23 protein-coding genes are annotated in these 24,764 nt (G+C 68.1%); 5 read left to right on the top strand and 18 right to left on the bottom strand.

Annotated features, from left to right (window positions below):
- Positions 1-1,347, top strand: coding sequence for a phosphoglucosamine mutase (gene glmM / locus ACZ5BU_RS05220; RefSeq protein WP_465695700.1), 1,347 nt, complete (start codon positions 1-3; stop codon positions 1,345-1,347).
- Between the two features lie 37 nt (positions 1,348-1,384).
- On the opposite strand, the gene ACZ5BU_RS05215 is transcribed toward glmM, so the two are convergent.
- The 9 genes from ACZ5BU_RS05215 to ACZ5BU_RS05175 form a co-directional block, all read right to left on the bottom strand.
- Entirely contained in the window at positions 1,385-1,927 is a 543-nt protein-coding gene (locus ACZ5BU_RS05215) for a dihydrofolate reductase family protein (protein ID WP_465695699.1), read from the bottom strand.
- A gap of 5 nt (positions 1,928-1,932) precedes the next feature.
- Entirely contained in the window at positions 1,933-2,970 is a 1,038-nt protein-coding gene (locus ACZ5BU_RS05210; RefSeq protein ID WP_465695697.1) for an RNA polymerase subunit sigma-70, read from the bottom strand.
- Positions 2,971-3,038: 68 nt separating this feature from the next.
- Positions 3,039-3,740, bottom strand: coding sequence for an alpha/beta fold hydrolase (locus tag ACZ5BU_RS05205; RefSeq protein WP_465695696.1), 702 nt, complete (start codon positions 3,738-3,740; stop codon positions 3,039-3,041).
- 103 nt (positions 3,741-3,843) lie between these two features.
- Positions 3,844-4,644, bottom strand: coding sequence for an ABC transporter ATP-binding protein (locus ACZ5BU_RS05200; protein ID WP_465695695.1), 801 nt, complete (start codon positions 4,642-4,644; stop codon positions 3,844-3,846).
- Entirely contained in the window at positions 4,641-5,513 is an 873-nt protein-coding gene (locus ACZ5BU_RS05195) for an ABC transporter ATP-binding protein (RefSeq protein ID WP_465695693.1), read from the bottom strand. The genes ACZ5BU_RS05200 and ACZ5BU_RS05195 overlap by 4 nt, the downstream gene beginning before the upstream one ends.
- Positions 5,510-6,442: an ABC transporter permease gene (locus ACZ5BU_RS05190; RefSeq protein ID WP_465695692.1), complete on the bottom strand. Its 933-nt coding sequence runs from the start codon at positions 6,440-6,442 to the stop codon at positions 5,510-5,512. The genes ACZ5BU_RS05195 and ACZ5BU_RS05190 overlap by 4 nt, the downstream gene beginning before the upstream one ends.
- Before the next feature lie 11 nt (positions 6,443-6,453).
- On the bottom strand, positions 6,454-7,443 hold the full coding sequence (locus ACZ5BU_RS05185) for an ABC transporter permease (protein ID WP_465695691.1): 990 nt from the start codon (positions 7,441-7,443) through the stop codon (positions 6,454-6,456).
- Positions 7,443-9,107, bottom strand: coding sequence for an ABC transporter substrate-binding protein (locus tag ACZ5BU_RS05180; RefSeq protein ID WP_465695689.1), 1,665 nt, complete (start codon positions 9,105-9,107; stop codon positions 7,443-7,445). The genes ACZ5BU_RS05185 and ACZ5BU_RS05180 overlap by 1 nt, the downstream gene beginning before the upstream one ends.
- Before the next feature lie 188 nt (positions 9,108-9,295).
- Positions 9,296-10,504, bottom strand: a complete 1,209-nt coding sequence (locus ACZ5BU_RS05175; protein ID WP_465695688.1) for an ROK family transcriptional regulator — start codon at positions 10,502-10,504, stop codon at positions 9,296-9,298.
- A 72-nt stretch (positions 10,505-10,576) separates the two neighbouring features.
- On the opposite strand from ACZ5BU_RS05175, the gene ACZ5BU_RS05170 reads away from it, so the two are divergent.
- Complete coding sequence (locus tag ACZ5BU_RS05170; RefSeq protein WP_465695687.1) at positions 10,577-11,491, top strand: substrate-binding domain-containing protein; 915 nt, start codon at positions 10,577-10,579, stop codon at positions 11,489-11,491.
- 72 nt (positions 11,492-11,563) lie between these two features.
- Here the strand turns inward: ACZ5BU_RS05170 and ACZ5BU_RS05165 are convergent, their stop codons facing one another.
- The 5 genes from ACZ5BU_RS05165 to ACZ5BU_RS05145 are packed head-to-tail and all read right to left on the bottom strand — an operon-like array spanning position 11,564 to position 16,404.
- A complete protein-coding gene (locus tag ACZ5BU_RS05165; protein WP_465695686.1) occupies positions 11,564-12,640 on the bottom strand; it encodes a Gfo/Idh/MocA family protein in 1,077 nt (358 codons plus the stop codon).
- Entirely contained in the window at positions 12,633-13,400 is a 768-nt protein-coding gene (locus ACZ5BU_RS05160) for a ThuA domain-containing protein (RefSeq protein ID WP_141854728.1), read from the bottom strand. The genes ACZ5BU_RS05165 and ACZ5BU_RS05160 overlap by 8 nt, the downstream gene beginning before the upstream one ends.
- 19 nt (positions 13,401-13,419) lie before the next feature.
- Entirely contained in the window at positions 13,420-14,220 is an 801-nt protein-coding gene (locus ACZ5BU_RS05155) for a carbohydrate ABC transporter permease (protein WP_465695684.1), read from the bottom strand.
- A 9-nt stretch (positions 14,221-14,229) separates the two neighbouring features.
- On the bottom strand, positions 14,230-15,168 hold the full coding sequence (locus ACZ5BU_RS05150; RefSeq protein WP_465695683.1) for a carbohydrate ABC transporter permease: 939 nt from the start codon (positions 15,166-15,168) through the stop codon (positions 14,230-14,232).
- 6 nt (positions 15,169-15,174) lie between these two features.
- Positions 15,175-16,404 (bottom strand): ABC transporter substrate-binding protein, encoded by a 1,230-nt coding sequence (locus ACZ5BU_RS05145; RefSeq protein WP_465695682.1) that lies wholly within the window; start codon positions 16,402-16,404, stop codon positions 15,175-15,177.
- Between the two features lie 148 nt (positions 16,405-16,552).
- Between ACZ5BU_RS05145 and ACZ5BU_RS05140 the strand changes: the two genes are divergently transcribed.
- Positions 16,553-17,617 (top strand): LacI family DNA-binding transcriptional regulator, encoded by a 1,065-nt coding sequence (locus tag ACZ5BU_RS05140; protein WP_465695680.1) that lies wholly within the window; start codon positions 16,553-16,555, stop codon positions 17,615-17,617.
- On the opposite strand, the gene ilvY is transcribed toward ACZ5BU_RS05140, so the two are convergent.
- On the bottom strand, positions 17,541-18,368 hold the full coding sequence (gene ilvY, locus ACZ5BU_RS05135; RefSeq protein WP_465695679.1) for an HTH-type transcriptional activator IlvY: 828 nt from the start codon (positions 18,366-18,368) through the stop codon (positions 17,541-17,543). The genes ACZ5BU_RS05140 and ilvY overlap by 77 nt on opposite strands.
- Before the next feature lie 180 nt (positions 18,369-18,548).
- Here ilvY and ACZ5BU_RS05130 point away from each other — a divergent pair, with 180 nt between their 5' ends.
- Both ACZ5BU_RS05130 and ACZ5BU_RS05125 read left to right on the top strand, forming a co-directional pair.
- On the top strand, positions 18,549-19,991 hold the full coding sequence (locus tag ACZ5BU_RS05130) for a ketol-acid reductoisomerase (protein WP_465695678.1): 1,443 nt from the start codon (positions 18,549-18,551) through the stop codon (positions 19,989-19,991).
- A 10-nt stretch (positions 19,992-20,001) separates the two neighbouring features.
- The gene (locus tag ACZ5BU_RS05125; RefSeq protein ID WP_465695677.1) at positions 20,002-21,174 is read left to right on the top strand and encodes a low temperature requirement protein A; all 1,173 of its coding nucleotides are present in this window, start codon (positions 20,002-20,004) and stop codon (positions 21,172-21,174) included.
- Here the strand turns inward: ACZ5BU_RS05125 and murQ are convergent.
- From murQ to ACZ5BU_RS05110, 3 genes are all read right to left on the bottom strand, one after another.
- Positions 21,157-22,041, bottom strand: coding sequence for an N-acetylmuramic acid 6-phosphate etherase (gene murQ, locus ACZ5BU_RS05120; RefSeq protein ID WP_465695675.1), 885 nt, complete (start codon positions 22,039-22,041; stop codon positions 21,157-21,159). The two genes, ACZ5BU_RS05125 and murQ, sit on opposite strands and share 18 nt — an antisense overlap.
- A 66-nt stretch (positions 22,042-22,107) precedes the next feature.
- Positions 22,108-22,995 carry a MurR/RpiR family transcriptional regulator gene (locus ACZ5BU_RS05115; protein ID WP_465695673.1) on the bottom strand — a complete coding sequence of 296 codons (888 nt, stop codon included), beginning with the start codon at positions 22,993-22,995 and terminating at the stop codon, positions 22,108-22,110.
- Between the two features lie 36 nt (positions 22,996-23,031).
- A complete protein-coding gene (locus ACZ5BU_RS05110) occupies positions 23,032-24,708 on the bottom strand; it encodes a serine hydrolase domain-containing protein (protein ID WP_465695672.1) in 1,677 nt (558 codons plus the stop codon).
- Between the last annotated feature and the right edge of the window lie 56 nt (positions 24,709-24,764).

Below are 24,764 nucleotides of genomic sequence, written 5' to 3'. Positions count from 1 at the left end.
ATGGGGCGTTTGTTCGGCACGGACGGAGTCCGTGGCCTGGCGAACGTGGACCTGACCGCGGAGCTGGCGCTCGACCTCTCGGTCGCGGCAGCTCACGTACTCGGCGAGGCCGGTGCCTTCGAAGGGCACCGGCCGCGCGCCGTTGTGGGCCGGGATCCTCGTGCCAGTGGTGAGTTCCTGGAAGCGGCGGTGGTGGCCGGTCTGGCCAGCGCCGGCGTGGACGTCGTCCGGCTCGGCGTACTGCCGACCCCGGCCGTCGCGTACCTGACCGGTTCGACCGGTGCCGACCTCGGTGTGATGCTGTCCGCCAGCCACAACCCGATGCCGGACAACGGCATCAAGTTCCTGGCCCGCGGCGGGATCAAGCTCGACGACGTGATCGAGGACGCCATCGAGGCCCGGATGGGCGAGGAGTGGCAGCGTCCGACCGGTGCGGTCGTCGGCCGGGTGACCGACGACGGGCAGGGCTTCGAGACGTACGTCTCGCACCTGGTCCGCTCGGCGCCGAACCGGTTCGACGGGCTCAAGGTCGTCATCGACTGCGCGAACGGCGCCGCCTCGGAGACCGCTCCGGAGGCGCTCCGCCGGCTGGGCGCCGAGGTGATCACGGTCGCCGCCGCCCCGGACGGCCTGAACATCAACCTGAACTGCGGATCCACCCACATCGAGGGTCTGCAGCGTGAGGTGGTCGGGCACCGCGCCGACGTCGGCATCGCGCTCGACGGCGACGCGGACCGCTGCCTGGCGGTGGACGCGAACGGCGAGCTCGTCGACGGCGACCAGATCCTCGCGATCCTGGCACTGGCGATGCGGGACAGCGGCCGGTTGTCGAACGACACCGTCGTCGCAACCGTGATGAGCAACCTGGGCTTCGTCCAGGCGATGGTGCGGGAGCGGATCGCGGTCGAGCAGACCAAGGTCGGCGACCGGTACGTGCTCGAGGCGATGAAGGCCGGCGGCCACAAGCTCGGCGGCGAGCAGTCCGGCCATGTCATCCTCTCCGACCACGCCACCACCGGCGACGGCACGCTCACGGCGGTCAACCTGCTGGCTCGGGTAGCCCAGACCGGCAAGACCCTGGCCGACCTGGCCGGCGCCATGACCCGCCTCCCGCAGGTCCTCGTCAACGTGAAGAACGTCGACAAGAGCCGCGCCGGCACCGACCCGGCCGTCCAGTCAGCCGTCTCCGAAGCAACCACCCGCCTGGGCGACACCGGCCGAGTCCTCCTCCGCCCCTCGGGCACCGAGCCCCTCGTCCGGGTGATGGTCGAAGCGGAGTCCTCCGACACAGCCCACGAAATAGCCCACTCGCTAGCCGAAGTGGTCGCCACCTCCCTGAAGCTCTGAAACCAAGTGCGCCGGAGAAATCCGGCGCACTTGCCGTTTACGGCAGGATCGCGTACGTCAGCTTCACGATCTTCGAGAAGGTCTTTGCGGCTGTGAGTGTCAGCTTGGCGCTTTGGCCTTCTTGAAAGTACTGCTTTCCGTGGCCCACCAGCAGCGGGTAGATGGTGAGGTCGATCAGATCGATCAGCCCCGCCCGCAGTAGCGTCTCTCCGAACTGGCCGTGGCCCAGGATCAGTAGGTTCCCGCCGTTCTGCTGCTTGAGGCGGGTCACCTCGGCGACGACGTCGCCTCGGACGATGGTCGGATTGCCCCAGTCGGCCTTTTCCAGGGTGGAGCTGAAGACGTATTTCGGGATTGCGGTGAGCCGGTCGGACCACATCGGCTTGTGGGTCCCGCGGCCGTAGAGGTTCGCGAACGCCTCGTAGGTGTTCCGGCCGAACAGGATCGCGTCGCACGCCGTCAGCAATCCCAAACCGTCGCGCAGGTATGCGTCGTCCTGGTATTCGCCGACACCCATACCGACCGGGTCTTCGTAGACGCCGTCCGCCGAAACCAGGACGTACTCGATCACCTTTCGCACAGCGCCTACCTTCCGTGCCGTCGTCTGTCGTCGGGGAGCGTACGGGCTAGGCCGAAGCTGGCCAGGATGCTGTTGTCGAAGCGGGTCAGGGCAGTGATGCGGTCTGCGGCAAGGGTGAGAACCATCAGACCGGTCGCGTGCCAGGCGTCCGTGGTGGGATCGAGGAGGTAAACGCCGAAAGCGGGTTGGCCGTTCGCTCGCGTCGCGACCAGACGGTAGCCAGGGGCCTGGGCGAAAACGGCGGCCTGGAAGCGGGTGACCGCCTCACGGCCGAGGTACTCGACCGGCAGCGGTGGCATCGTCAGGCGGACGTCGTCGGCGAGTAACGCGACGACCCCGTCGACGTCGCAGGCTTCGAAGGCCCGGGTGATGCGGTCGACGAGCCGGCGCTCGGCCGGCGAATCGGGCGGCGGAGGTGGTTCGTGGGCGCCGAGCCGCGGCGCCCGGTCCTGCATGCCGGCGCGGGCGCGTTTGAGAGCGCTGGTGACCGATTCCACCGTGGCGTCGAGGAATTCGGCGACATCCGTGGCGCGGTAGCCGAGGACGTCGCGCAGGATCAGTACAGCGCGCTGGCGGGGCGGCAGAAGCTGGACGGCGGTCACGAAGGCCAGCGAGATCGCCTGTTTGGACTCGTAGCGCGCCTCCGGGCCGGGAGCGGGGTCGTCGAGGCCCTCGAGCAGGACGTCGGGATACGGCTCGAGCCACACCACTTCGCCACCGGCGGACGGTTCGGGCAGGTCGAACCTCGCCGAGCCTTCACCGGGAACGGCCGTCCGAGGCCTCCTACTTGCAGACCTCAAGATCTTGAGGCAGCGGTTGGTCGCGACGCGGTAGAGCCACGTCCGGACCGAGGACCGGGCCTCGAACGCGTCGAGTCCCTTCCAGGCGTCGAGCAAGGTCTCCTGCAGGGCGTCCTCGGCGTCGTGCATCGAGCCGAGGAATCGGTAGCAATGCACCATCAGCTCTCGCCGGTAGGGCTCGACGAGTTCGCGAAACGCCTCGGCGTCGCCGGCCAGGCACCTGGCGATCAACTCTGCTGTCACCGCATCGTCCCCTCAGTCCCGGCCGGCCGCGACGAGGGTATCGGCCAGCTCTGCAGGCCGGCTGAACATCACGTAGTGGGAGCCCGGAATCTGCAGGATCCGGGCCAACGGACCCAACGCTCGGCGAACCGCGGAAAGGCGGCGTATTCGCCGGGCGGCAGCGCGAAGTCGCTGATCGGATTGACGTAACTGACCTGCAGCCGTGCGGAAGCCACCAGTTCGTAGAACGCTTCGAGGTCCAGTTCGTCCGTGAAGTACCTGACCGGAATGGGCGACATCTCGGCATAGATCGCTGTTGCTGCGGCGTAATCGAGGTCGGTGCACGCACGTTCGCGGACGACCGGGAACGGCAGCAGGAATCCCTGAGCCGGATCGGTCAGGTCGAAGAAGGCGGCGTCTCCCGGCGGGAATTCGTCAGCCAGTGCGTGGCCGCGTGCGGGGACGAATGCACTCAGGAACACCAGTCGCTTGATCCGCGTCGTCGCCTGTTCGGCCGCTTGGGCGATGTACGCGCCGCCGATCGAGTGGCCGACCAGCACAACGTCGGAAAGGTCGTTGTCGTAGAGGTACGCGGTCAGCGAGGCGACAGCGTCGGCGGGTGCGAGCGTCATCCGATCGCCCGCACGGTGCCCCGCCAGGGTCGGCGTGTGTACGGTGTGGCCGTTGCCGCGCAGGCCGGCAGCAGTCTGCTCCCACATCGCACCGGTCTGAAATGCTCCATGGACCAGCACGAACGTCAAGGCTTCCGTGGTCGGTGATGCGGGGGTCATGCGAACTCCTGTCGCTCGGTGACGCCGGCGCGTACGGCCGGACGACTCGTCACCTGGACAGATCCCCCGCGCCGAGAAAACTGGGCGGTCTGACGAGAGGCCGCTACCTCTTCAGTTCGGCGAGGCGGCGTTCTGGGGCGGGGGCGGCTTCGGCCAGGAGTTGGGTGTACTCGTGCTGGGGGTTGAGGATCACGTCGTCGGAAGGGCCTTGTTCTACTACCTGGCCGTGGTACAGGACCATGATTTCGTCGCTGAAGTGGCGGGCGGTGGCCAGGTCGTGGGTGATGTAGAGGACTCCTAGGTTTTCCTCTCGTTGGAGGGTGGCCAGGAGGTTGAGGACGCCCAGGCGGATAGAGACGTCGAGCATCGAGACCGGTTCGTCGGCGACCAGGATGGCTGGTTCGGGGGCGAGGGCTCTGGCGATGGCGACCCGCTGGCGTTGGCCGCCGGAGAGTTCGTGGGGTTTGCGGTGGGCGTAGTCCTCGCCGAGGCGGACTCGGCGGAGGAGTTCCAGGACACGCTCGCTGACCTGGTCTTGGGTGAAGCCGGGGTGGTGGAGTTTCACCGGGCGGGCCAGGTGGTGGGCGATCGAGTGGTACGGGTTCAGCGACGCGAACGGGTCCTGGAAGACCATCTGGACGGCTTTGCGGTACGTCGCCGCGGCCGCGCCGCGGTACTGCATCGGCTTGCCGTCCACCAGGATCTCGCCGGACGTCGGGCGCTCCAGCTGGAGGAGGAGCTTGGCGATAGTCGACTTACCCGAGCCGGACTGGCCGACGAGTGCGATCGTCCGGCCGGGCTGCAGTTCGAAGCTGACCTGGTCGACCGCGCGCAGCCGCGTGCTCCGCAGCCCGTTGCGCAGCCGGTACTCCTTCACGACCTCGCGCATCTCCAGCACGCTCATACTGCCTCCTGATCGGTCTCGTCCAGTGCGAGCTCGTCGCCCACGAAGCCGCTGCGCACGAACCCGCCGCGCTCACCGGTCAGACTCGGGAACGACGAGAGCAAGCGCTTGGTGTACGGGTGCTTCGGCTTCGTGTAGAGCGTCAGCGCGTCGTCCAGTTCGACGATCAGGCCGGCCCGCATCACCGCGATCCGGTCGCTGATCTCCAGCAGCAACGGCAGGTCATGGGTGATGAACACGACCGCGAACCCGAGCTCGGACCGCAGCCGGGTGATCTCGCGGAGGATCTCCCGCTGTACGACGACATCCAGCGCGGTCGTCGGTTCGTCCATGATGAGTACCTGCGGTTCGAGCGCGAGCGCCATCGCGATCATCACCCGTTGCCGCATCCCGCCGGACAGCTCGTGCGGGTACGCGCGCAGCCGGTCGCGATCCACACCGACCCGTTCGAGCAGTTCGGCACACCGCAGCCGGCGTTCCGCCTTGCCGATCTCGGGGCGGTGCGTGAGGTACACGTCCTCGAGCTGCTCGGAGATCCGCAGGACCGGGTTCAGCGAGTTCATCGCGCCCTGGAAGACCATCGCGATCTTGTCCCAGCGGAACGCGCGCAGGTCGTCGCCGCTCAACGACGACAGGTCAACGTCGTACCCCTCGCGGGACGAGAACACCACCCGGCCGCCGGTGATCAGCGCCGGCGGCTTCAGCAGCCGGGTGATCGCGTACGCCAGGGTGGATTTTCCGCAGCCGCTTTCCCCCGCGAGGCCGAGGATCTCGCCTCGTTCCAGGGTGAGCGAAACCTCGCGGACGGCGTGCACCGTGTTCTCGGCGAGGTAGTCGATGCTGAGGTTCTCGATGCTGAGCACACTCATGCCTTCACGCTCCATTTGTTGCGCTCGGCCCGGGTCTGCGAGCGCAGCTTCGGGTTGATGATCTCGTCGATCGAGAAGTTGATCAGCGACAGCGCCGCGCCGAACAACGCGATCGCCAAGCCGGGCGGTGCGAACCACCACCAGGCGCCGAGCCGGAGTGCCAGCCCGTTCTGGGCGTAGAACAGCATCGTGCCCCAGGTGAACGAACCGGACGCGCCGAGCCCGAGGAACGACAGCCCGGCCTCGCCGAGGATCGCGAAGATCACCGCGAATACCACCTGCGACGCGAGCAGCGGGACCAGGTTCGGCAAGATCTCCACGGTCAGGATCCGCCACCGTTTCTCGCCGCCGATCCTTGCCGCGAGCACGTAATCGCGGTTGCGTACGCTCAGCGTGAACCCGCGCAGTACCCGCGCCGACCCGGCCCAGCTGGTGATCGCGAGTACGGCGGCCACCAGCCAGATCGACTTGTTCGGTACGTAGCTGGAGATCACGATCACCAGCGGCAGCCCGGGAATCACCAGCATGATGTTGGTGAACAGCGAGAACGCCTCGTCCGCCCAGCCGCCGACGAACGCGCCGACGACGCCGAAGAACGACGACAGCAGCAGCGTGATCGCACCGACCACGACGCCGATGATCAGCGAGCCGCGGGTGGCGTACGCGAGCTGGGCGAACACGTCCTGCCCGCTCTGCGTCGTACCGAGCAGGAAACCGTTGCCCGGACCGGTCAGCCCGATGTCCCGGACCGTCGACGGGTTGCCGACCAGCAGCGGTCCGAGCACGCCGAACAGCACGATCAGCCCGGCCAGGCTCAGGCCGACCGCGAGCTTGAGGGTCATCGGTGGGAGCCGGCGCCGGACCTGCGCGACCGGCGACGGGCCGTCCGCCGCCGCGGTCCGTGCGGCCCCTTCAGTGGTGATAGCCATGAAGCCCTTCCTCAGGACCGCGCACGTGTGCGGGGGTCGATGACGCCGTACAGGAGGTCGACGAGCAGGTTCGCGCCGAGCACCGCCAGCGTGATGATCAGGAAGACGCCCTGCATCAGCGCGTAGTCGTTGTTGCCGACGGCAAGCAATAGCGCGGAGCCGATCCCCGGGTACGAGAACACCGCCTCGGTCACGATCGACCCGGCGACCACGAACCCGAGCGAGATCGCGAATCCGGAAACCGAGGGCAGGATCGCGTTCCGGGCCACGTACCGGGACCGGATCCGGCGCGGCGTCAGGCCCTTCGCCTCCGCGGTCACGACGAAGTCCTCGGAAAGCGTCGACACCATCATGTTCCGCATCCCGAGCATCCAGCCGCCGATCGACGAGATCACGATCGTCAGCGCCGGCAGCGCGCCGTGGTACAGCACCGACTGCGCGAACGGCAGGCTCCAGCCCGGCGTCACGGAGTACACGTCGTAGCCGCCGTTCAGCGGGAACACCGGCCAGGTGCTGCCGAGCAGGAAGAGCAGCAGCAGCGCGAGCCAGAAGTACGGCACCGACTGCAGCATCGTGGTGAACGGGATCAGGTTGTCGATCCAGGAGCCGCGCCGCCAGCCGGCCGCGCGGCCGAGCAGGATCCCGACCGCGAACGAGATCACGGTCGCGATCCCGATCAGCCCGACCGTCCAGGGCAGCGTCTGCCCGATCACCTGCGACACCGGCGCCGGGAAGTACGCGATCGACGTACCGAGGTCGCCGGTGAGCAGGTGGTGCAGATACCGCCAGTACTGCGTCCAGAGCGACGAGCTGGTGTCGGTCCCGAGCAGTGCCTCGATCGCGTTCCGGGTCGTCGGCGTGACCGGGCCTTTCGTGGCGAGCTTCGACAGCATGAGGTCGACCGGGTTCCCCGGCATCAGCCGGGGGATCAGGAAGTTCAGCGTCAGCGCCGCCCAGAGCGCGACCACGTAGAAGGTGAGTTTCCGGAGCAGGTAGCGCATCAGCTGGCGGGCTTGATCGTCTTGAGCACGATCCCGGCGTCCCACGCCTTCCAGGCCGCGGGCAGCACGTACAGGTTGTCCTTGGTCGGCCAGCCGGTCGCCCGCGAGGTGTTGAACTCGGTGAGCATCGAGTTCACGTAGACCGGGATGTACGGGAGCTGGTCCGCGATGATGCCCTGGATCTTCGCGTACTCCGCCTTCTGCGCTGCCTGGTCCGTGGTCCCCGCGGCTGCCGTGAGAGCGGCGTCGACGGCCGGGTTGGAGAAGCGGGACTGGTTACCGGCCGAGGCGCTCTTGCCGACCGGCGCGGTGTTCGTGCTGGCGAGCTTGCTGTCGTAGGTGAAGTACGGGTTCGTGGACGCGCCGAGGCCGACCGAGTCCAGCGACAGCTGGAACTTGCCGTTGGTCTGCGCGGCGTTCCATTCGTTCCACGAGACCTGGCTGGGCTTGAGCTCGATGCCGACGGTGGCCAGCTGCTGCTTGAGGGTGTCGTTGATCAGGATGTAGTCGCTCCACCCGGTGACGGTCTGTACGGTCAGCGAGAGCCGCTTGCCGTCCTTCGTCCGAACGCCGTCACTGCCCTTGACCCAGCCGGCCGCGTCGAGGGCCTTGTTCGCCGCGTCGGTGTCGGCGCTCTGCGGAAGCTTCGCCGTACCGGCGTCCGCGATCCAGTTGTCGTCGCGGCCCGGCAGCAGCATCGTCGGAGAGCCCACACCCGCGACGCCACCGCCGGCCAGCTTCGCGAGCTGCTCGCGGTTCATCGCCAGGTAGATCGCCTTGCGTACGGCGGGATCCGTCTGCGGACCGGTGCACCCGAGTGCCGCGTTGGAGCACGTCACGATCACGGTCGTCATCACGGGGGTGTTGACGTACGTCAGGTTCTTGCCGGACTTCATGATGTTGTCGATGCCCGGCAGGTAGGCGCTGGCCCAGTCGACCTTGCCGGCGACCAGGGCCGCGCTGGCTGCGTCCGCAGACGTCACCGGGAGGTAGCGGACCTCCTTGATGGTCGGTTTGCCCGCCTCCCAGTACAGGTCGTTCTTGGTCAGTACGAAGCTCTGCGGCGTGTAGGACTTCACCTTGAACGGACCGGTACCGACCGGGTTCTTGTTCAGGTTCGTGGTCGGGTCCTTGATGTCCTTCCAGATGTGCTCGGGCACGATCGCCTGGTTGGCGAGTACGGCCGGCTCTTGCATCAGGGACTTCGTCTTGAAGGTCAGTACGGCGGTGTCGTCGGACGTGGCCTTCGCGGTGGCGGCGAGCCCGGACGGGTTCAGCGCGGGCGTCTTCGCGACCAGGTTGAACGTGAAAGCGACATCCTTGGCGGTGAACGGCTGGCCGTCGTTCCACTTCACGTTGTGGCGGATCTTGATCGTGAGCTCGGTACCGGCGGCGTTCCAGGAGAAGCCGGAGGCCAGCACGGGCGTGGGCTCGGACTGCTTCGCGAAGTTGTACCAGTACAGCGGCTCGTAGATGACGCCCAGCGTCGGCTGCAGCGCCGTACTGCTGAACGGGTTGAAGTTCTCGGTGGTGATGTCGCCGGCCGCGACGGTGATCGACGCGTCCTTGTTGGCGGTCTGGTTGCCTGCCGCGGCGCCGTTGCAGGCGGCGAGCAGGAGCGCTGCGGCGGTCGCGACGGCCGCGGCGCTCACCAGGCGCCGCACACGTGGCCGTTTCGTCGGGTTCCGGAGCATAGGTCGATTCCTTTCCAACGCGGTCTTCGAACGCGTCACCCGGCACCCGCCAGGGAAGCTGGCCGTAACTTAGTTCGCCTAACAAAGAAGGCGCAAGAGGTCAGCGTGGTAACGATTTCGACAGACGTCGTGCGGGGAAAGGGTTTGCTGGACCCGTTCTAGGCGGAGATCGCGCGCTCGGAGCGCAGCATCATCAGCGCGGCGCCGATCGCGGCCGCGTCGTGCCCGCGCTCGTCCAGCACCACCTCGGTGTTCACGGCCCGCCCGAACGCGGAGCTCATGATCCGGTCCTGGATGACCGGCAGGTAGATCGTCCCGGCCACGGCGAACGCCGGACCGGTCAGCACCAGCAGCTGGACGTCGTACATGTTGGTGATCGTCTGCGCGCCGAGCGCGAGCCAGGACGCGGAGTCGCGCAGGATCGCCTCGGCCCGCGAGTCCCCGGTCAGCGCGAGCCGGGCGATGGCCGCGAACGCCGCGACCCCGGTACGCCGCTGGGACCCGAGGTCGAGGCCTGCGGCCCGGGCCTTCGCGACCACCGTCGCGGGACCGGCGATCGCCTCGAGGCACCCCGTACTGCCACACCAGCACTGCGGGCCGCCGATCTGCACGCAGATATGCCCGACCTCGCCGGCGTTGCCGTGCGCGCCCTGGTAGACATGACCGTTCAGCCGCAGGCCGGAGCCGATGCCTTCGCTCATGAACAGCCCGGCCATCACCGACACGTCGTGCCTGGTGGTGAGCCTGGTACCCGCGGCGGCCGCGGTCGCGTCGTTCTCCAGCAGCGCGGGCAGCCCGAGCCGCTCCTCCAGGCGCTGGTGGATCGGGAAGTCGACCCAGTTCGCCATGCTCGGCGGGGCGGAGGTGACGCCGCGGTTGCGGATCAGCGGCCCTGGGCAGACGAACCCGAGCCCGAGGATCAGCCGCGGGTCGATGCCGGCCCGCTCGATCAGCTCGGTGGTCTCGGTCGCGATCCGCGCCACCACCTGCTCCGGATCGCTCTCGTCGCCCGGCCCGTCGCGCCGCCAGCGCGCCACCACCCCGCCGGCGTAGTCGACCAGCACGTACGTCAGGCTGTCGGGGCTCAGGTGGACGCCGACGACGTACCGGGCGGCGGCGCGGATCCGCAGCATCGTGCGCGGCTTGCCGCCGGTGGACGAGCCACGGCCGGCCTCGTCGACCAGGCCGTCGTCGATCAGCCGGCGGACCAGCGTGGTCACCGAGGGGGCAGTGAGACCGGTGATCTGGGTGAGTTCCACCCGGCTGACCGTGCCCGCGGAGCGGATGCTGTCCACAATGAGGGCGCGGCTGTTCGTCGGCGCCGGGTCGTAACCCGGCGCGTACGACGCGTCGCTGACCTGCTGCATCGGACGTCCGCAATCTGTCGAGTTTGTTAGGTCTGTGAATATAGTGGCTTCGACCGCCTTGGAGGGCAGTGTATGCAGGAGCGCGAGCGGATCGCGGGGTTGGTACTGGCGCGTCCCGGGCGGCTGCTCGGGATGGAGCCGTTCATGGCCGACGTCGTCCAGGGGATCGAGGAGGTGTTCGCCGGGCGCGGCTGCAGCCTGCTGATCGAGTTCGCCGCGGACATCGCCGGCGAGATCGAGATCTGGCAGCGCTGGGTGGCGAACCAGTACGTCGACGGCATCGTGATGGTCGACCTGCGGACCAAGGACCCGCGGCTGGACGAGCTGCAGCGGCTCGGCGTGCCCGCCGTACTGCTGGGTGGTCCGGAGCTGAAGGTGCCGATCACGAACGTACTGGTCGACAACGCCGAGGGTGCCCGCGCAGCGGTGCGGGCGCTCGCGCAGCTCGGGCATCGCGACATCGCGCGGGTCAGTGGCCCGCGGGACATGCTGCACTGCCAGGCGCGGGACGTCGCTTTCATGGAGACCTGCGCGGAGCGGGATGTGCAGGGCCGGGTGATCGAGGGTGACTACTCGGAGGACTCCGGCCGGGACGCGACGCGGCAGTTGCTCACCGGAAGCCAGGTGCCGACGGCGGTTGTCTACGACAACGACCTGATGGCGATCGGTGGTCTGGCCGCGGCGCGCGAGCTGGGCGTCGCGATCCCGGACCAGCTGTCCGTGATCGCCTGGGACGACACTGCGGTGGCGCGGCTGGCCACGCCACCGCTCAGCGTCGTCACGGTCGACGTCCACGGGCTGGGCACGATCGTCGGCGAGGCAATCCTCACCGTCATGCAGGGCGGGGCCCCCACGACCTACCAGGTCCCCCAACCCACGATCCGCCTGGCCAGATCCACAGCCCCACCCTCCCCGTCGCCCCGGCCGTCGCCCTCCCCGTCGCCCTCCCCGTCGCCCCGGCCGTCGCCGTCGCCGAGTCGTGGATAACGGCTGTAAAACTCGACCACAATCCACGACTCGGCGAAGGGGCGCGAGCCGATCGCCACGAATCGGCGCGGGTCAGGCCAGGCCGACCGCGGCCAGCGGGCTGGGCCAGGACTTGAGGACGGCGAGCAGGTCGGGGCTCTGCGTCGTCGACAGCGCCTCGGTGTACGCGTCGGTGACGATGTCAGCGATCCGGACCGGTACGCCGGTGTTCGCCGACCGTACGGCGGCCTCGACCATCGCGATGCTGACGACGTTCGAGTGCACCTCGGACTGCGGCGTCTTCGACGTACGGACCGCGTCGACGAACTCCACCAGCGAACCGGCGATCTCCTCGGGTTCGTCCCCGAGCGGTGCGGGTACGTCCGGCTCCGCGACCGGGGCGTTGTCGCCGTCCCAGGTCGCCGTACCGCCGGGAGTGCTGGCCCGCCAGAAGCCGTTCCAGGACGTCTCGAGCCCCGGGGCGCACCAGCTTCCGGCAAAGGTGAAACGGGTTCCGTCGGCGTACGTGAAGATCGCGGACGCCGCCGCGTTGCCGTCGAACCAGCTCCAGGACGGGTTGTACGAGTCGCAGTACACCGAGACCGGCTCCGACCCGATCAGCTTGCGGGACAGGTCGAACTGGTGGATCGCCATGTCGACCAGCAACGGCTCCGCCATCCGCTCGCGGAAACCGCTGAAGTGCGGGGCCTTGTAGAACTCACAGCTCAGCGTCCCGATCGGCCCGAGTCCGGCGAGCTGCCGCTGGAACGCGTCGACCGCGCGGAAGTACCTCCGGGACTGCGAGACCATCAGCAGCTTGCCGCTGACCTCAGATGCGGCAGCCATCTGCAGACACTCGCGGACAGTCTCCGCCAGCGGTTTCTCGCACAGTACGGGGACGCCGCGCAGCAACGCTTCCACGCTGACCTTCGGATGCGCGACCGGCACAGTCACGTCGATGAGCGCGTCGAACTCCACCTCGAGCTGGTCGATCGAGGCGGCGACCGGTACGTCGTGGTAGCCGTGTTCGTCTGCTGCCGCACGTGCTACGTCGACGTCCAGGTCGATCAGGCCTGCCAAGGTGACGTCCGGGTTGGCGGCGATGGTACGCAGCCAGGCGCGGCCCATGCCGCCGGCTCCGGCCTGCAGCAGGCGCAGGGGTTCAGGCATCGGCAGGCTCCTCGATGGGTCCGGTGTACCCGTGTCCGTTGAAGAAATCGTCCGTCTCGTAGCGCAGCAGCGTCGGCAGTGCGCGCTTCGGCAGGTCCGTACGCGCCCACTGGACACCGTTCGCGATCACCTTACGGACATCCTTGTGGTGGTACACCGGGTAGTCCTGGTCGCCGGGGGAGAAGTAGAAGATCTTCCCGTGCCCGCGGCGGAACGTACAGCCGGAGCGGAACACCTCGCCGCCGGAGAACGAGGAGACGAAGATCAGCTCGTCCGGTACCGGGATGTCGAAGAACTCGCCGTACATCTCCTGCTGCTCGATCACGATCGGGTGCGGCACGCCCTGCGCGATCGGGTGCGTGGGGTTCACCGTCCAGACCAGTTCGCGGTCGCGCTCGCTGCGCCAGCGCAGCGTGCAGGTGGTGCCCATCAGCTTGCCGAAGATCTTCGACCAGTGGCCGGAGTGCAGGACGACGAGTCCCATACCGGACAGCACGTGCTGGTACACGCGGTCGACCACCTTGTCGTCGACCTCACCGTGCGCGGCGTGGCCCCACCAGACCAGGACGTCGGTCTGCGCCAGCACCTCCTCGGTGAGTCCGTGCTCGGGTTCGTCGAGCGTCGTGGTGGAGATCTTCGCGTCCGGCAGGTTCTCGGCGATGCCGGCGGCGATGGTCTCGTGCATGCCGTCGGGATAGATCTCCCGGACGTGCGGCTCGACCTGCTCGTGCCGGTTCTCGCCCCAGACAAGTACGTTCATAGTTGGTATCCCCAATGGTTTATTTGACGGCTCCGCCGATGGCGCCGGCGGCGATGTACTTCTGCGCGGCGACCAGCAGCACGATGGCCGGGACCGCCGAGAGCACCGCGGTCGCCATCACCGCGTTCCAGTTCTGCACCTGGGTGCCGAGGTACTGGTAGATCCCGAGCGTCACCGGCCGCACGCCGCCCTTGGTGGTCAGCGTCAGCGCGAACAGGAAATCGCTCCAGGAAAACAGGAAACTGAACAGTCCGGCGGTGATCAGCGAGTTCTTGCTGATCGGCAGCACGATCGCCACGAACGCGCGGAACAGCCCGGCGCCGTCCACCCGGGCCGCCTCGACCAGCGAGGGCGGCAGCGAGAGCATGAACGAGCGCAGGATCAGGATCGCGAACGGGATCCCGCTCGCGCAGTTCGCGATGATCAGGCCCGGGATCGAGTTCAGCAGGCCGATCTTCTCGTACGCCGTGTAGAGCGCGTTCGCGATCACGATGCCGGGGATCATCTGCGAGATCAGGATCGCCAGCAGCCCGATCGACACCCAGCGGGACCGGAACTGCGAGAGTGCGTACGCACACGGCGTCGCGATCGCCAGGCTCAGGACAACGGTCCCGGACGCGATGATCATGCTCGTGACCAGGTTTCCGCCCTGCTCGTCGAGCGCGCGTTTGTACCCGGAAAACGTTGGATGCAACGGCAGGAAGCCGGCCGTCAGGGTGTTTCCGGACGGCTGCAGTGAGGCGTTCAGCATCCAGTAGACCGGGAACAGCATCACGCACAGGATCAGCACGCCGATGATGGTGTACGCCGTACGTCGCATCGTGCCCTCCTATTCGTCGACGGCGCGACGGGTGCCGCGCAGGTAGAAGATCGCGAACACGAACGAGATCGCGATCAGGATGTTGGACAGCGCCGCACCTTGGCCGAACCGGAAGTCCACGAACGACTTCTGGTAGGACTGGGTCGCCAGCGTCTGCGTCGCGTTCGCCGGGCCGCCGCCGGTCAGGCCGAGGATGATGTCCAGGACCTTGATCGTGTAGACGACGCCGAGCATCAGCAGCACGCTCGCGACCGAGCGCAGGTTCGGCCAGGTGATGTACCAGAACGAGCGCCACCCGGTCGCCCCGTCCAGCTGGCCGGCCTCGTACAGCTCGTCCGGGATCTCGGCCAGACCGGAGTACAGCAGGGTCACGTTGAACGGGATGCCGATCCAGATGTTCACGCCGATCACCGCGATCAGCGCGACCGACGGCGAGTTCAGCCACGGCACCGGATCACCGATCAGGTGCAACCCCATCAGCGTCCGGTTCAGGATCCCGCTGTCCTGCTCGAGGATCGACCGCCAGGTCGCGCTGGACACGATCAGCGGCAGCAACCAGGGCAGCAACAGCAACGACCGGAGTACGGCGCTGAGCGGGAAACGGTTCCGGAAGAACAGTGCGAGTCCGAGACCGATCGCGAACTGGAAGGCGATCGAGCCGACCGTGAACAGCGCGGTGTTCAGCATCGCGTCCGAGAACAGCTTGTCGGTCACGACCGTCTTGTAGTTCTGCAGTCCGACCCACGGCGCGACGCCGGTGAAGAACGTCTTCAGCCCGTAGTCCTGCAGGCTCATCAGCAGGTTCTTCACCACCGGGTAGCCGAACAGCGCCACCATCGCGATCGCCGCCGGCAGCACGAACAGCAGCTTGGTCAGGCTCTCGCCCCGGTGGTGCCGGCCGCGCACCTTCGCGCGGCCGGTCACCCTCGTACGTGTGAGCGTCACCATCGCCGATCAGCCGCCGGAGGCCTGCTTGAAGGCGTCCTGGGGCGAGGCCTTACCGGTCAGTGCCAGCTGGATCGCCTGGTAGATCACCTTCGCGGCGTCCGGCCACTTGTCGCCCAGCTTGCCGGTCCGCGAGCGGGCGGTCTTGACCTGCTCGGTGAAGGCCTTCATCGACGGCACTTCCTTGACGTACTCGTCGAGCAACGAGAGCTTGGTCGGGATGGTGTACCGGGCCTTGGCCCAGGCCAGCTCGTTCTCGTCGGAGTTGAGGCACTTCACGAAGTCGGCGGCCTTCTGCTGCTTGGCCTGGTCCTTGTTCAGCGGGACCGTCCAGGCCTCACCACCCAGCGGCGCGACCGGCTTCTGGTCCGGCTTGTTCAGCGGGAACGTGACCACGTCCCACTTGATCTTCGGGTTCTTGTTCAGCGCCGGGATCTGCCACGGCCCGTTGACCATCATCGCGGTCTTGCCGGCGATGAACTGGTCGTTGACGTCGCCCTGGGTCCAGTTGATCACGCTCTTCGACGCGGACCCCGACTTCACCAGGTCGACCCACAGCTGCAGCGCCTCGGCCACCTGCGGACTCTTCAGGTCGGTCTCGTCGCCGCCGTTGGTCCACATCGCCGGCAGGAACTGCCAGGATCCTTCGTACGTGGCGTTCGCGTTGAAGGCCATCCCGTAGCGCCCGGGCTTGGTGAGCTTCTTCGCCGCGGCCTTCAGTTCGTCCCAGGTCTTCGGCGGTTGGACGCCGGCCTCGGCCAGCATGTCCTTGTTGTAGAACAGCGCGATCGTGTTCGTCACCGGCGCGAGTCCGTAGAGCTTGCCCTGGTACGACGTCGCGTCGACCATGCCCTGGATGACGCCGTCGCCGCTCAGACCCATGTCGTTCAAGGGCGCAAGCGCACCGGTCGCGGCGATCTGCTGGACGTCGGGGTTGTCGAGCATCAGCACATCGGGCAGCGTCTTCGACGACGCCTGCTGCAGCACCTTCTGGATCAAGGTGTCACCAGGCACCGTCTCCCGCTGAATGGTGATGCCGAGCTGCGACGCGCAGTTGTCGAGGCCCTTCTGGACCAGGGACTTGTCCGGGTCATTGTTGTAGTAGTCCAGGACGGTGAGGCTCTTGACGCTGTCGCCCGAGCCGGACGACTGCCCGCCGCCGTTACCGCCGCAGGCACCGAGCAGGAGCGACACCGTCGTCGCACCCGCCAGCGCGGCGGCGATCCGCTTGCTGATCATGAGATCGGACTCCTTCAAAGCGTTTAACCGAGGGACGAAAGAAAGTGCAGCGCGCTTGTGGATTGGGCGGTAAACCGCTTAACTGAGGTGTTGAAGGACTATGTTCCCTAGGTCACATCGGTGTCAAGAGGTCAGAGGGGGTCGATCGATGGTCACGATGAAGGACGTCGCTCAGCGCGCCGGTGTCTCGATCGCGACTGTTTCGTTCCTGCTGAACGACACCAAGCCGGTGACGGCCGCGACCCGGGCCCGGATCGAGCAGGCGATGCTCGACCTCGGGTACCGGCGGAACCTGGTCGCCCGGGCGCTGGCGTCCCGGCGGACGCACATCATCGCGATGGCGTACCCGGCGCTCGAGCACCGGTTCGGGATGTCCACGTCGGAGTTCTTCACCAGCGCGGCGGAAGCGGCCCGCAAGGAGGACTACCACCTCGTGCTGTGGCCGGTCGGCAACGACGGCGTCGAGTTGCAGGAGCTGCTCGCGCAGGGCCTGGTCGACGGCGTCGTACTGATGGAAGTGCAGCTCGACGACCCGCGCGTCGACGTACTGCGCAAGTCCAAGACGCCGTTCGCGCTGATCGGGCGGACGACCGAGCTGGACGGGTTGTCGCACGTGGACATCGACTTCGACACCACCGTCGAGGACGCGGTCCGGCACCTGTACGAGCACGGGCATCGGCAGCTCGCCTTGATTTCGGGCGATCTGGACGACCCGCGGTTCTATGCGTACGGCCCGTGGGTCCGGACGGAGGCGGCGTACCGGCGGGTCGCGGCGTCGTACGACCTGCCGGCCGTGGTCCTGCCGTGTTCGGACACGGCCGAGGCGGGGAAGGCGGCCACGCAGCGGTTGCTGAAGGAGCACCCGGAGACGACGGCGGTGCTCGTGCTGAACGAGTACGCCGCACTCGGGGTGGTGTCGGAGCTCAAGCGGTCCGGGTACGACGTACCGCGGGACATGTCGGTGTTGTCGCTGCTGATGGTGCCGGAGACCGCCGCGATGACGGATCCCGAACTCACGATGATGCGGACGCCCGGTCCGGAGCTGGGGCAGCTCGGGACCGAGTCGTTGATCCGCGAGCTCGAGGGCGACGACCCGCTGCCGCCGCAGCTCGTCGCCGCGAAACTGTCGCCGGGCGCTACGGTCGCAGCGCCCAGAGCGCCGCAACCAAAGGCCGCTGCAGGTCGGCGCGCCGTACGCAAAGCCCGATCGTGAGCGGTTCCAGCTCGGCCGGCAGTTCCTCCAGCTGATCGCGAACCGCGGAGGATTCGAGTACCAGTCGCGGCACGACACCGACGCCACAACCCAGCGCCACCAGAGCGAGCAGCGCCTCGTGACCGTCCGGCTCCGCGGCGATCGTTGGCTTCACCCCCGTTCTCCGGAACCACCGGAACGCACTCTCCCGAACAAGCCCGCGAGCGGGTACGACGTACGGACCGTCCGGCGCGCTGTTGTGGGCCCGGACCAGGACGATGTCGGTGACGGCGACGGTGCGGGTGACCATGGATTGCGGCAGGCGGTTCGGGATGCCGGCGACTGCGGCGTCGACCTCGCCCTCGTCGAGTCGGGCGAGTGCGGTGGGCGCGTCGCCGGTGCGGATGTCAAGGCGGATCTGCGGATGCTGTGCTCGCAACGGCCGGAGCAGTTCCGGGAGCAACGTCTGGCACGCGGTCACGGTCGCGAAGATCCGCAGCTCACCCGACAGATCGGCCGGCTCCGCCAAGGCGGACCGGTACTCGCCCCACAGCTCCAGCGCCCGCTCCGCGTACGCCGTGAACCGCCGGCCCTCCGCAGTCAGCACCACGCCCCGCGGCCCCCGGTCGAGCAACCGCGCACCGACCCGCGCCTCGAGCCGTTGGATCGTCCGCGTCAACGTCGCCGCACTGACGTGACACTCCAGGCTGGTCCGCCCGTAGTTCAACGACCGCTCCAGGTGCAGAAACAGCTCCAGTTCCCGCTGCTCCACCTGAGCCCTCCGCCCGACTCGACATACCCCCTGGGGTCTTGCGACAGGCAATACCTTGTTCCCAGACCCCGGCGCCTGTCGTCAGTTCCCAGTCTTGCAGATTGTGGAACGGTGCGGTGCGGAGGTTGCGCTTGCTGCAACAGGGCGGCGGACCGTTGACTGGTGGGCATGGAGAGTTCGGTGTTTCGGGTTGAAGCGATGGACGTGCCGGGCGGGACCGAGGCGATCGTGCGGGGTGGGCGGGATCTGTTCCCGTTGCTGCCGGCCGCGTTGCGCGGGGTCGAGCGGATCGGCGTACTGGGGTGGGGTCCGCAGGGCAGGGCGCAAGCGCTGAACCTTCGGGACTCGCTCGCCGGGACCACCATCAGCGTCGCGGTGGGGCTGCGGCCGGGGTCGCGGTCCGTGGAGGACGCCCGTGCGAACGGGTTCAGCGAGGCCGACGGGACGCTCGGGGATTGGCTCGAGGTAGCAGCGGGCGCGGACCTGGTGATCCTGTTGATCGCGGACGCGGCGCTGGCGGCGCACCACGAGGAGATCTTCGCGGTCCTCAAGCCGGACGCAACCATTGGCCTGTCCCACGGTTTCCTGCTCGGCCACCTGCGCGAGCTCGGCAGCGACTTCCCGGACGGGCACGCGGTGATCGCGGTCTGCCCGAAGGGGATGGGGGATTCGGTACGGCGCCTGTACCAGCAGGGCGCGACCGTCAACGGCGCCGGGATCAACGCGAGCATCGCCGTCCACGCGGACCCGGACGGGCACGCGTGGGACCGGGCGCTGGCGTGGTCGATCGCGCTCGGGTCGCCGTACACGTTCGCGACCACGCTGTCCGACGAGTACCACTCCGACATCGTCGGTGAGCGGGCGATCCTGCTCGGCGCGGTGCACGGTCTGGTCGAGGCGCTGTACCGGTACTTCCGGATCGAGGGCGCGGACCCGGTGACGGCGTACGAGCGTTCGACCGAGACGATCACCGGTCCGATCGCGCGGACCATCTCGAACGACGGTCTCGCGGCGGTACGGGCCGCCGCGCACGACGAGGAACTGTTCGATCGCGCGTACTGCGCCGCGTACGGGCCGGCCCGGGACCTGGTCGCGGAGATCTACGACGAAGTTGCCGACGGCACCGAACTGCGCAGCGTGATCCTCGCCGAGCAACGACTCGCGAACCGGCCGATGACAGAGATCGGCGGCAGCCCGATGTGGTCCCACAGCGCCGAGGTCCACGCCCGCCGCGGCGGGCGCGGTGCGCGGGTGGGTGGGGTTGATGCGGTAACGGCCGGGTTGTTCGTGGGGACGATGATGGCGCAGGTGGACGAGTTCGCGGTCCGTGGGCACGCGTGGTCGGAGATCGTGAATGAGTCGGTGATCGAGGCGGTCGACTCGCTGCTCCCGTACATGCACGCCCGCGACGTCGCGTACATGGTCGACAACTGTTCCCGGACGGCGCGGCTCGGGACCCGGCGTTGGGGCCCGCGCTTCCAGGCGGCGTACGAACAGATCGCCCTCCCGCACCTCGACCGGCCGGCCGACGGGCAACTGATCAAGGACTTCCTCGCCAACCCGGCCCACGAAGCCCTCGCCGCCGCCGCGAAGCTCCGCCCATCGGTGGACATCTCCGTTTAGCCTAAGGGCCATGGCACCTCCCACGACGCGCTCCCGGTTGGTTCCGATGCGGCCGCGGGATCCGCACGAGCCGGGGCGGGTCGCGTCGTCGCTGGAGCTGTTCTTCGACCTGGTGTTCGTGATCGCGGTCAGCGTCGCCGGCGCGCAGTTGCATCACGCGCTGTCCGAGAAGCACATCGCGGGTGGCGTGCTCTCGTACGTGATGGTGTTCTTCGCGATCTGGTGGGCCTGGATGAACTTCACCTGGTTCGCCACCTCGTTCGCGACCGACGACTGGCTGTACCGGCTGCTCACGATCGTGCAGATGAGCGGCGTGCTGGTGCTCGCCGCGGGGATCGAGAAGGTCTTCGCCGACCACGACTTCACCGTCGTCGTGATCGGGTACGTCGTGATGCGGGTGGCGATGATCGCGCAGTGGCTGCGGGCGGCGCGCGCCGCGGGGGACAGCCGGCGGACGGCGCAGTACTACGCCGGTGGGATCGCGATCGTCCAGGTGCTCTGGCTGACACTGCTCGTGATGCCGGGATCGATGCAGGTGATCGCCTGGGTGGTGTTCGTGATCGCCGAGCTCGCGGTACCGGTGGTCGCCGAGCAGCGTGGGATGACGCCGTGGCACCCGCATCACATCACCGAGCGGTACGGGCTGTTCACGCTGATCCTGCTCGGTGAGAGCCTGCTCGCCTCGGCGAACGCGATCATCGAGGCGGTGCACGACCACGAGTCCCTGGGCCCGCTCATCGCGCTCTCGGTGCTCACCTTGGTGGTCACGGCCGCGATGTGGTGGATCTACTTCTGGCCGCCGCACCACACCGCGATCACGTCGTTCGGGCGCTCACTGCGGTACGGGTACGTGCACTACTTCGTGTTCGCCGGGGCCGGTGCGTTCTCGGCCGGGATCGAGGTGGAGATCGACAGCATCACGCACCACACCGAGCTGAGCGAGGTGGCCGCGTCCTACACGGTGACGGTCCCGATCGCGATCTTCGTCCTCGGCATCTGGTGGATCGCGCTCCGCGACAACGCCGACCGGGTCGTGAACGTCGTCGTACCGCTGGGCGCGGTCCTCGTACTGCTGGATCCGCTGATCCCGGTCCCGTTCGCGCTCACCGCGGTGTTCATGGCCGGCGTCGTCACGACGCTGGTCCTCCGCCCGCCGGTGGAGCGGTCAGCCGAGCTCGGCTAAGGCGGTCGCGACCCGGCCGTGGGCGGCTTCGAGCGCGGCCTTGGCGGCGGGGATCGGCGTGCCGGTCAGAAGGTGGACGAGGGCGGGCTTGAGTTCGCCGTCGGCGGCGGCCAGAGCGGTTTCGCAGGCGGCCTCGTCGGCGCCGGTGGCCTCGCCGAGGATCCGGATCATCCGGCCGCGGAGCTTCTTGTTGGTCGCGACCAGGTCGACCATCAGGTTCGACCAGGTGCGGCCGAGCTTGATCATCAGCGTGGTGGAAAACGCGTTCAGAATCATCTTCTGCGCGGTTCCGGCCTTCAGCCGGGTCGAGCCGGCAATCACCTCGGGCCCGGTGTCCGCGGCCACCACGATGTCGGCCAGCGGCGCCAGCGGGGCGTCCGGGTTCGAGGTCACCAGTACGGTCGTCGCCCCCACCGCGCGGGCCGCCTTCAGCGCGCCGGCGACGTACGGCGTACTCCCGGAAGCAGCGAGGCCGACGACGAGGTCCTGACCGGTGACGGCGGCCGCGTCGGACGCGCCGCCCGCCTCGGAGTCCTCGACGTTCTCGACCGCGCGGAGCAGCGCCTGCAGACCGCCGGCGTGGTGGGCGACCACCAGACCGTCGGGGACGTGGAACGTGGGCAGCAGTTCGGCCGCGTCCAGGACCGCCAGGCGGCCCGACGTACCGGCGCCGAAGTAGTGCACCCGGCCGCCACCGCGGACCGCCTCGACGGCGGCGTCCACGGCCTTCGTCAGCTCCGGGATCACCGCGCTGACGGCCGTCGCGACCAGGGCGTCTTCGTTGTTGACGAGTTGGAGGATCTCGGACGTGCCCGCCGCGTCGATGGCCAGCGTCCGGGGATTGCGCTGCTCGGTCGGTGAGGTCACAGGATCGATGTTAGTTTTCTACTGAAGGATTTTCAATTCCGTTCATAGTTGACGGAACTGTTGACGTCACTCGGAACCTTTGAGCCGGTGCCCGCGGACCGAGGAAGCGGTCTCCTCGAGCGCCTTCCGGGCGTCCGGCAGCACCTGCTGCGCGACCCCGATGAACAGGCAGTCGATGACGGTCAGCTGCGCGATCCGGCTGGACATCGCGCCCGAGCGGTACGTCGTCTCCCGGGCGGCGGTCGTCAGCACCAGGTCGGCGGTCTTCGCCAGCGGCGAGCGCGGGAAGTTGGTCACCGCGACCGTGGTGGCGCCGTGCTTCGCCGCCTCTTCGAGGGCCTCGACGACCTCGACCGTCGTACCGGTGTGCGAGATGCCGATCGCGACGTCGCCGTCGCCGAGCAGCGCGGCGCTGGGCAGCGCGACGTGTACGTCGTTCCAGGCGAAGGCGACCCGGCGGATCCGGTGCAGCTTCTGCTGCAGGTCCATCGCGACGAACGCGCTGGCCCCGAAACCGTACAGATCGACGCGCGAGGCCTTCACCACCGCGTCGACGACCTTGGCCAGTGCGTCCACGTCGACCTGCTGCGCGGTCTCGCGGACCGCGCGCTCGTCGGCGAACGCGACCTTCCTGACCACGTCCGCGAGCGAGTCACCGGGCTCGATGTCGCCGCCGATCTCCGGACGGATGCTCTCCTGCGCCGACTGGGCCGCCAACTGCAGGCGGAGCTGCGGATAGCCGGGGACGCCGATCTGCTTGCAGAACCGGATGACCGTGGTCTCCGAGGTGGACGCCACCTCGGCCAGTTCGGAGATCGTCATCGCCGCCACTCCGCCCGGGTCCGCGAGGACCGCGTTCGCCACCCGCTGCTCGGCCGGCGCCAGCGCGGGCATCACCGCGCGGACCCGGACCAGCAGCGGCCCCGTGGGTTCTGGAGAGGTCGTTGAATTCATGACAGCCACGGTACGGCGACTATGCACGAGATGGGGTCACCGACGCGAAAGTCTCCAACCTGTGGCCGTAAATGACTCAGGCGTTCGTTCGCCATCGAGAATTTCACCATCCCTGCTCGTGATCTTCACACCGTCGACGTACACCCCGCGGCCCTGGTACAGCGGGTCGCTGGTGTAGCGCCAGCGGATCGTCTGCTTGCCCGGATCCAGGTCGGCGGTGACCTGGTGCCAGTGCCGGTCGCCGGAGCCGCTGATCGAGCCGTCGGTGTCGATCACCGAGCCGCGGTCCCTGATGCTGAAGGGAAGCATGGTCCAGGTCTTGGCGTCCTTCGACGTCTCCAGGTACAGCAGGTCGGAGTCCTCGGTGTCGACGAACAGGTCGAACGCGAGCTTCGCGCCGCCTGCCGGTACGTCGACCGTGGTGGCGAGCGTGGTCGTCGCGTCGTCGGTCGTACCGGAGAACCAGGCGTCCTTGCCGTGCCGCGGGCCGACGCCGAGCGCCAGCGCGAGACCTTGCGCGACCGCGCGCCGGGCCGGGTTGTTGCTGCCCCAGTCGCGGCTGGGGTGTACCCGGTTGGTGAGCAGGATCGCGAACGAGCGGGAGTCGAAGTCGATCACGATCGACGTACCCGTGTAGCCGGTGTGGCCGGCCGTGCGCGGTCCGGACAGGCCGCCCATGTACCAGCGCTGGTCGAGCTCGAAGCCGAGGCCGTGGTCGTTGCCGGGGAAGGCCTGGTTGAAGTTCGTGATCATCGCGGTGACCGAGGATTCCTTGAGGATCCGGGCGCCGCGGTAGCTGCCGCCGTTCAGGAACGTCTGTGCCAGTACTGCCAGGTCGTCCGCAGTACTGAAAACGCCTGCGTGGCCGGCGACGCCGCCGAGGGACCAGGCGTTCTCGTCGTGCACCTCGCCCCACACCATGCCGCGCGGCGGGGAGGACTGGAACTCCGTCGCAGCGATCCTCGGCTTCTTGCGAGGGTCCGGGTTGTAGCCGGTGTCGCGCATCTGTAGCGGCTTGGTGATCCCGTCGGCGACGAGCTTGTCGAGGGTCTTGCCGGTGACGCGGTGCGCGAGTTCGCCGAGCGCGATCAGGTTCAGGTCGCTGTAGAGGTACTTCGTACCGGGCGGGTCCTGAAGCTTCGCCGTGAGCGCCATGTGCAGCCGGGACGCGGGGTCGGGCTGCGAGCTCCACAACGGCAGCCAGGACGGGAAACCGCTGGTGTGCGTGAGCGCCATCCGGACGGTCACGCCCTCCTTGCCGTTCTCCGCGAACTCCGGGATATACGTCGCGATCGGCGCGTCCAGGTCGACCTTGCCCTTCTCGACCAGCTGCATGACCACGATCGACGTGAACAGCTTCGACACCGATGCCAGGTCGAAGATCGTGTCGGTGCGCATCGGGAGCTGCTGGTCCGCGGGCAGCTCGGTACCGGCGCCGTCGGCGTACTTCAGCGCGAGACCGGTGGCGGTCCGGGTGACGATCTTCCCGTTGTGGCCGAGCAGCGTGACCGCGCCGGCGTACAACGGTTTCGCCGTACCGTTCGGCTTGGTCCAGGCGGCGACCTGGGCGAGCGCGGCGTCGATCGGCGCCGGGTCCAGGCCGGCCTTCGCCGGGGTCTCGTCGCGCAGCAGCGTCGACTTCGGCGCGTAACCGTCGTACGGACGGTCGAACCGGCCGGAGTTGTTGCCGCCAGCAACAGCAGGGGTTGCCATCGTGAGTATCACCGCTGAGATCGTCGTGATCGTGCATATTTTCAGGGAAGCCCACC

This window comes from Kribbella sp. NPDC031520, from assembly GCF_055580825.1.
The sequence above is the reverse complement of the archived record's forward strand: the minus strand, read 5'-3'. Positions and strand labels throughout refer to the sequence as shown.

Excerpts from the sequence above, each read along its gene's own strand:
- glmM (WP_465695700.1), top strand. The coding sequence starts at position 1 with ATGGGGCGTTTGTTCGGCACGGACGGAGTCCGTGGCCTGGCGAACGTG.
- ACZ5BU_RS05205 (WP_465695696.1), bottom strand. The coding sequence starts at position 3,740 with ATGACCCCCGCATCACCGACCACGGAAGCCTTGACGTTCGTGCTGGTC.
- ACZ5BU_RS05200 (WP_465695695.1), bottom strand. The coding sequence starts at position 4,644 with ATGAGCGTGCTGGAGATGCGCGAGGTCGTGAAGGAGTACCGGCTGCGC.
- ACZ5BU_RS05195 (WP_465695693.1), bottom strand. The coding sequence starts at position 5,513 with ATGAGTGTGCTCAGCATCGAGAACCTCAGCATCGACTACCTCGCCGAG.
- ACZ5BU_RS05190 (WP_465695692.1), bottom strand. The coding sequence starts at position 6,442 with ATGGCTATCACCACTGAAGGGGCCGCACGGACCGCGGCGGCGGACGGC.
- ACZ5BU_RS05185 (WP_465695691.1), bottom strand. The coding sequence starts at position 7,443 with ATGCGCTACCTGCTCCGGAAACTCACCTTCTACGTGGTCGCGCTCTGG.
- ACZ5BU_RS05175 (WP_465695688.1), bottom strand. The coding sequence starts at position 10,504 with ATGCAGCAGGTCAGCGACGCGTCGTACGCGCCGGGTTACGACCCGGCG.
- ACZ5BU_RS05170 (WP_465695687.1), top strand. The coding sequence starts at position 10,577 with ATGCAGGAGCGCGAGCGGATCGCGGGGTTGGTACTGGCGCGTCCCGGG.
- ACZ5BU_RS05165 (WP_465695686.1), bottom strand. The coding sequence starts at position 12,640 with ATGCCTGAACCCCTGCGCCTGCTGCAGGCCGGAGCCGGCGGCATGGGC.
- ACZ5BU_RS05160 (WP_141854728.1), bottom strand. The coding sequence starts at position 13,400 with ATGAACGTACTTGTCTGGGGCGAGAACCGGCACGAGCAGGTCGAGCCG.
- ACZ5BU_RS05155 (WP_465695684.1), bottom strand. The coding sequence starts at position 14,220 with ATGCGACGTACGGCGTACACCATCATCGGCGTGCTGATCCTGTGCGTG.
- ACZ5BU_RS05150 (WP_465695683.1), bottom strand. The coding sequence starts at position 15,168 with ATGGTGACGCTCACACGTACGAGGGTGACCGGCCGCGCGAAGGTGCGC.
- ACZ5BU_RS05145 (WP_465695682.1), bottom strand. The coding sequence starts at position 16,404 with ATGATCAGCAAGCGGATCGCCGCCGCGCTGGCGGGTGCGACGACGGTG.
- ACZ5BU_RS05140 (WP_465695680.1), top strand. The coding sequence starts at position 16,553 with ATGGTCACGATGAAGGACGTCGCTCAGCGCGCCGGTGTCTCGATCGCG.
- ACZ5BU_RS05125 (WP_465695677.1), top strand. The coding sequence starts at position 20,002 with ATGGCACCTCCCACGACGCGCTCCCGGTTGGTTCCGATGCGGCCGCGG.
- ACZ5BU_RS05115 (WP_465695673.1), bottom strand. The coding sequence starts at position 22,995 with ATGAATTCAACGACCTCTCCAGAACCCACGGGGCCGCTGCTGGTCCGG.
- ACZ5BU_RS05110 (WP_465695672.1), bottom strand. The coding sequence starts at position 24,708 with ATGGCAACCCCTGCTGTTGCTGGCGGCAACAACTCCGGCCGGTTCGAC.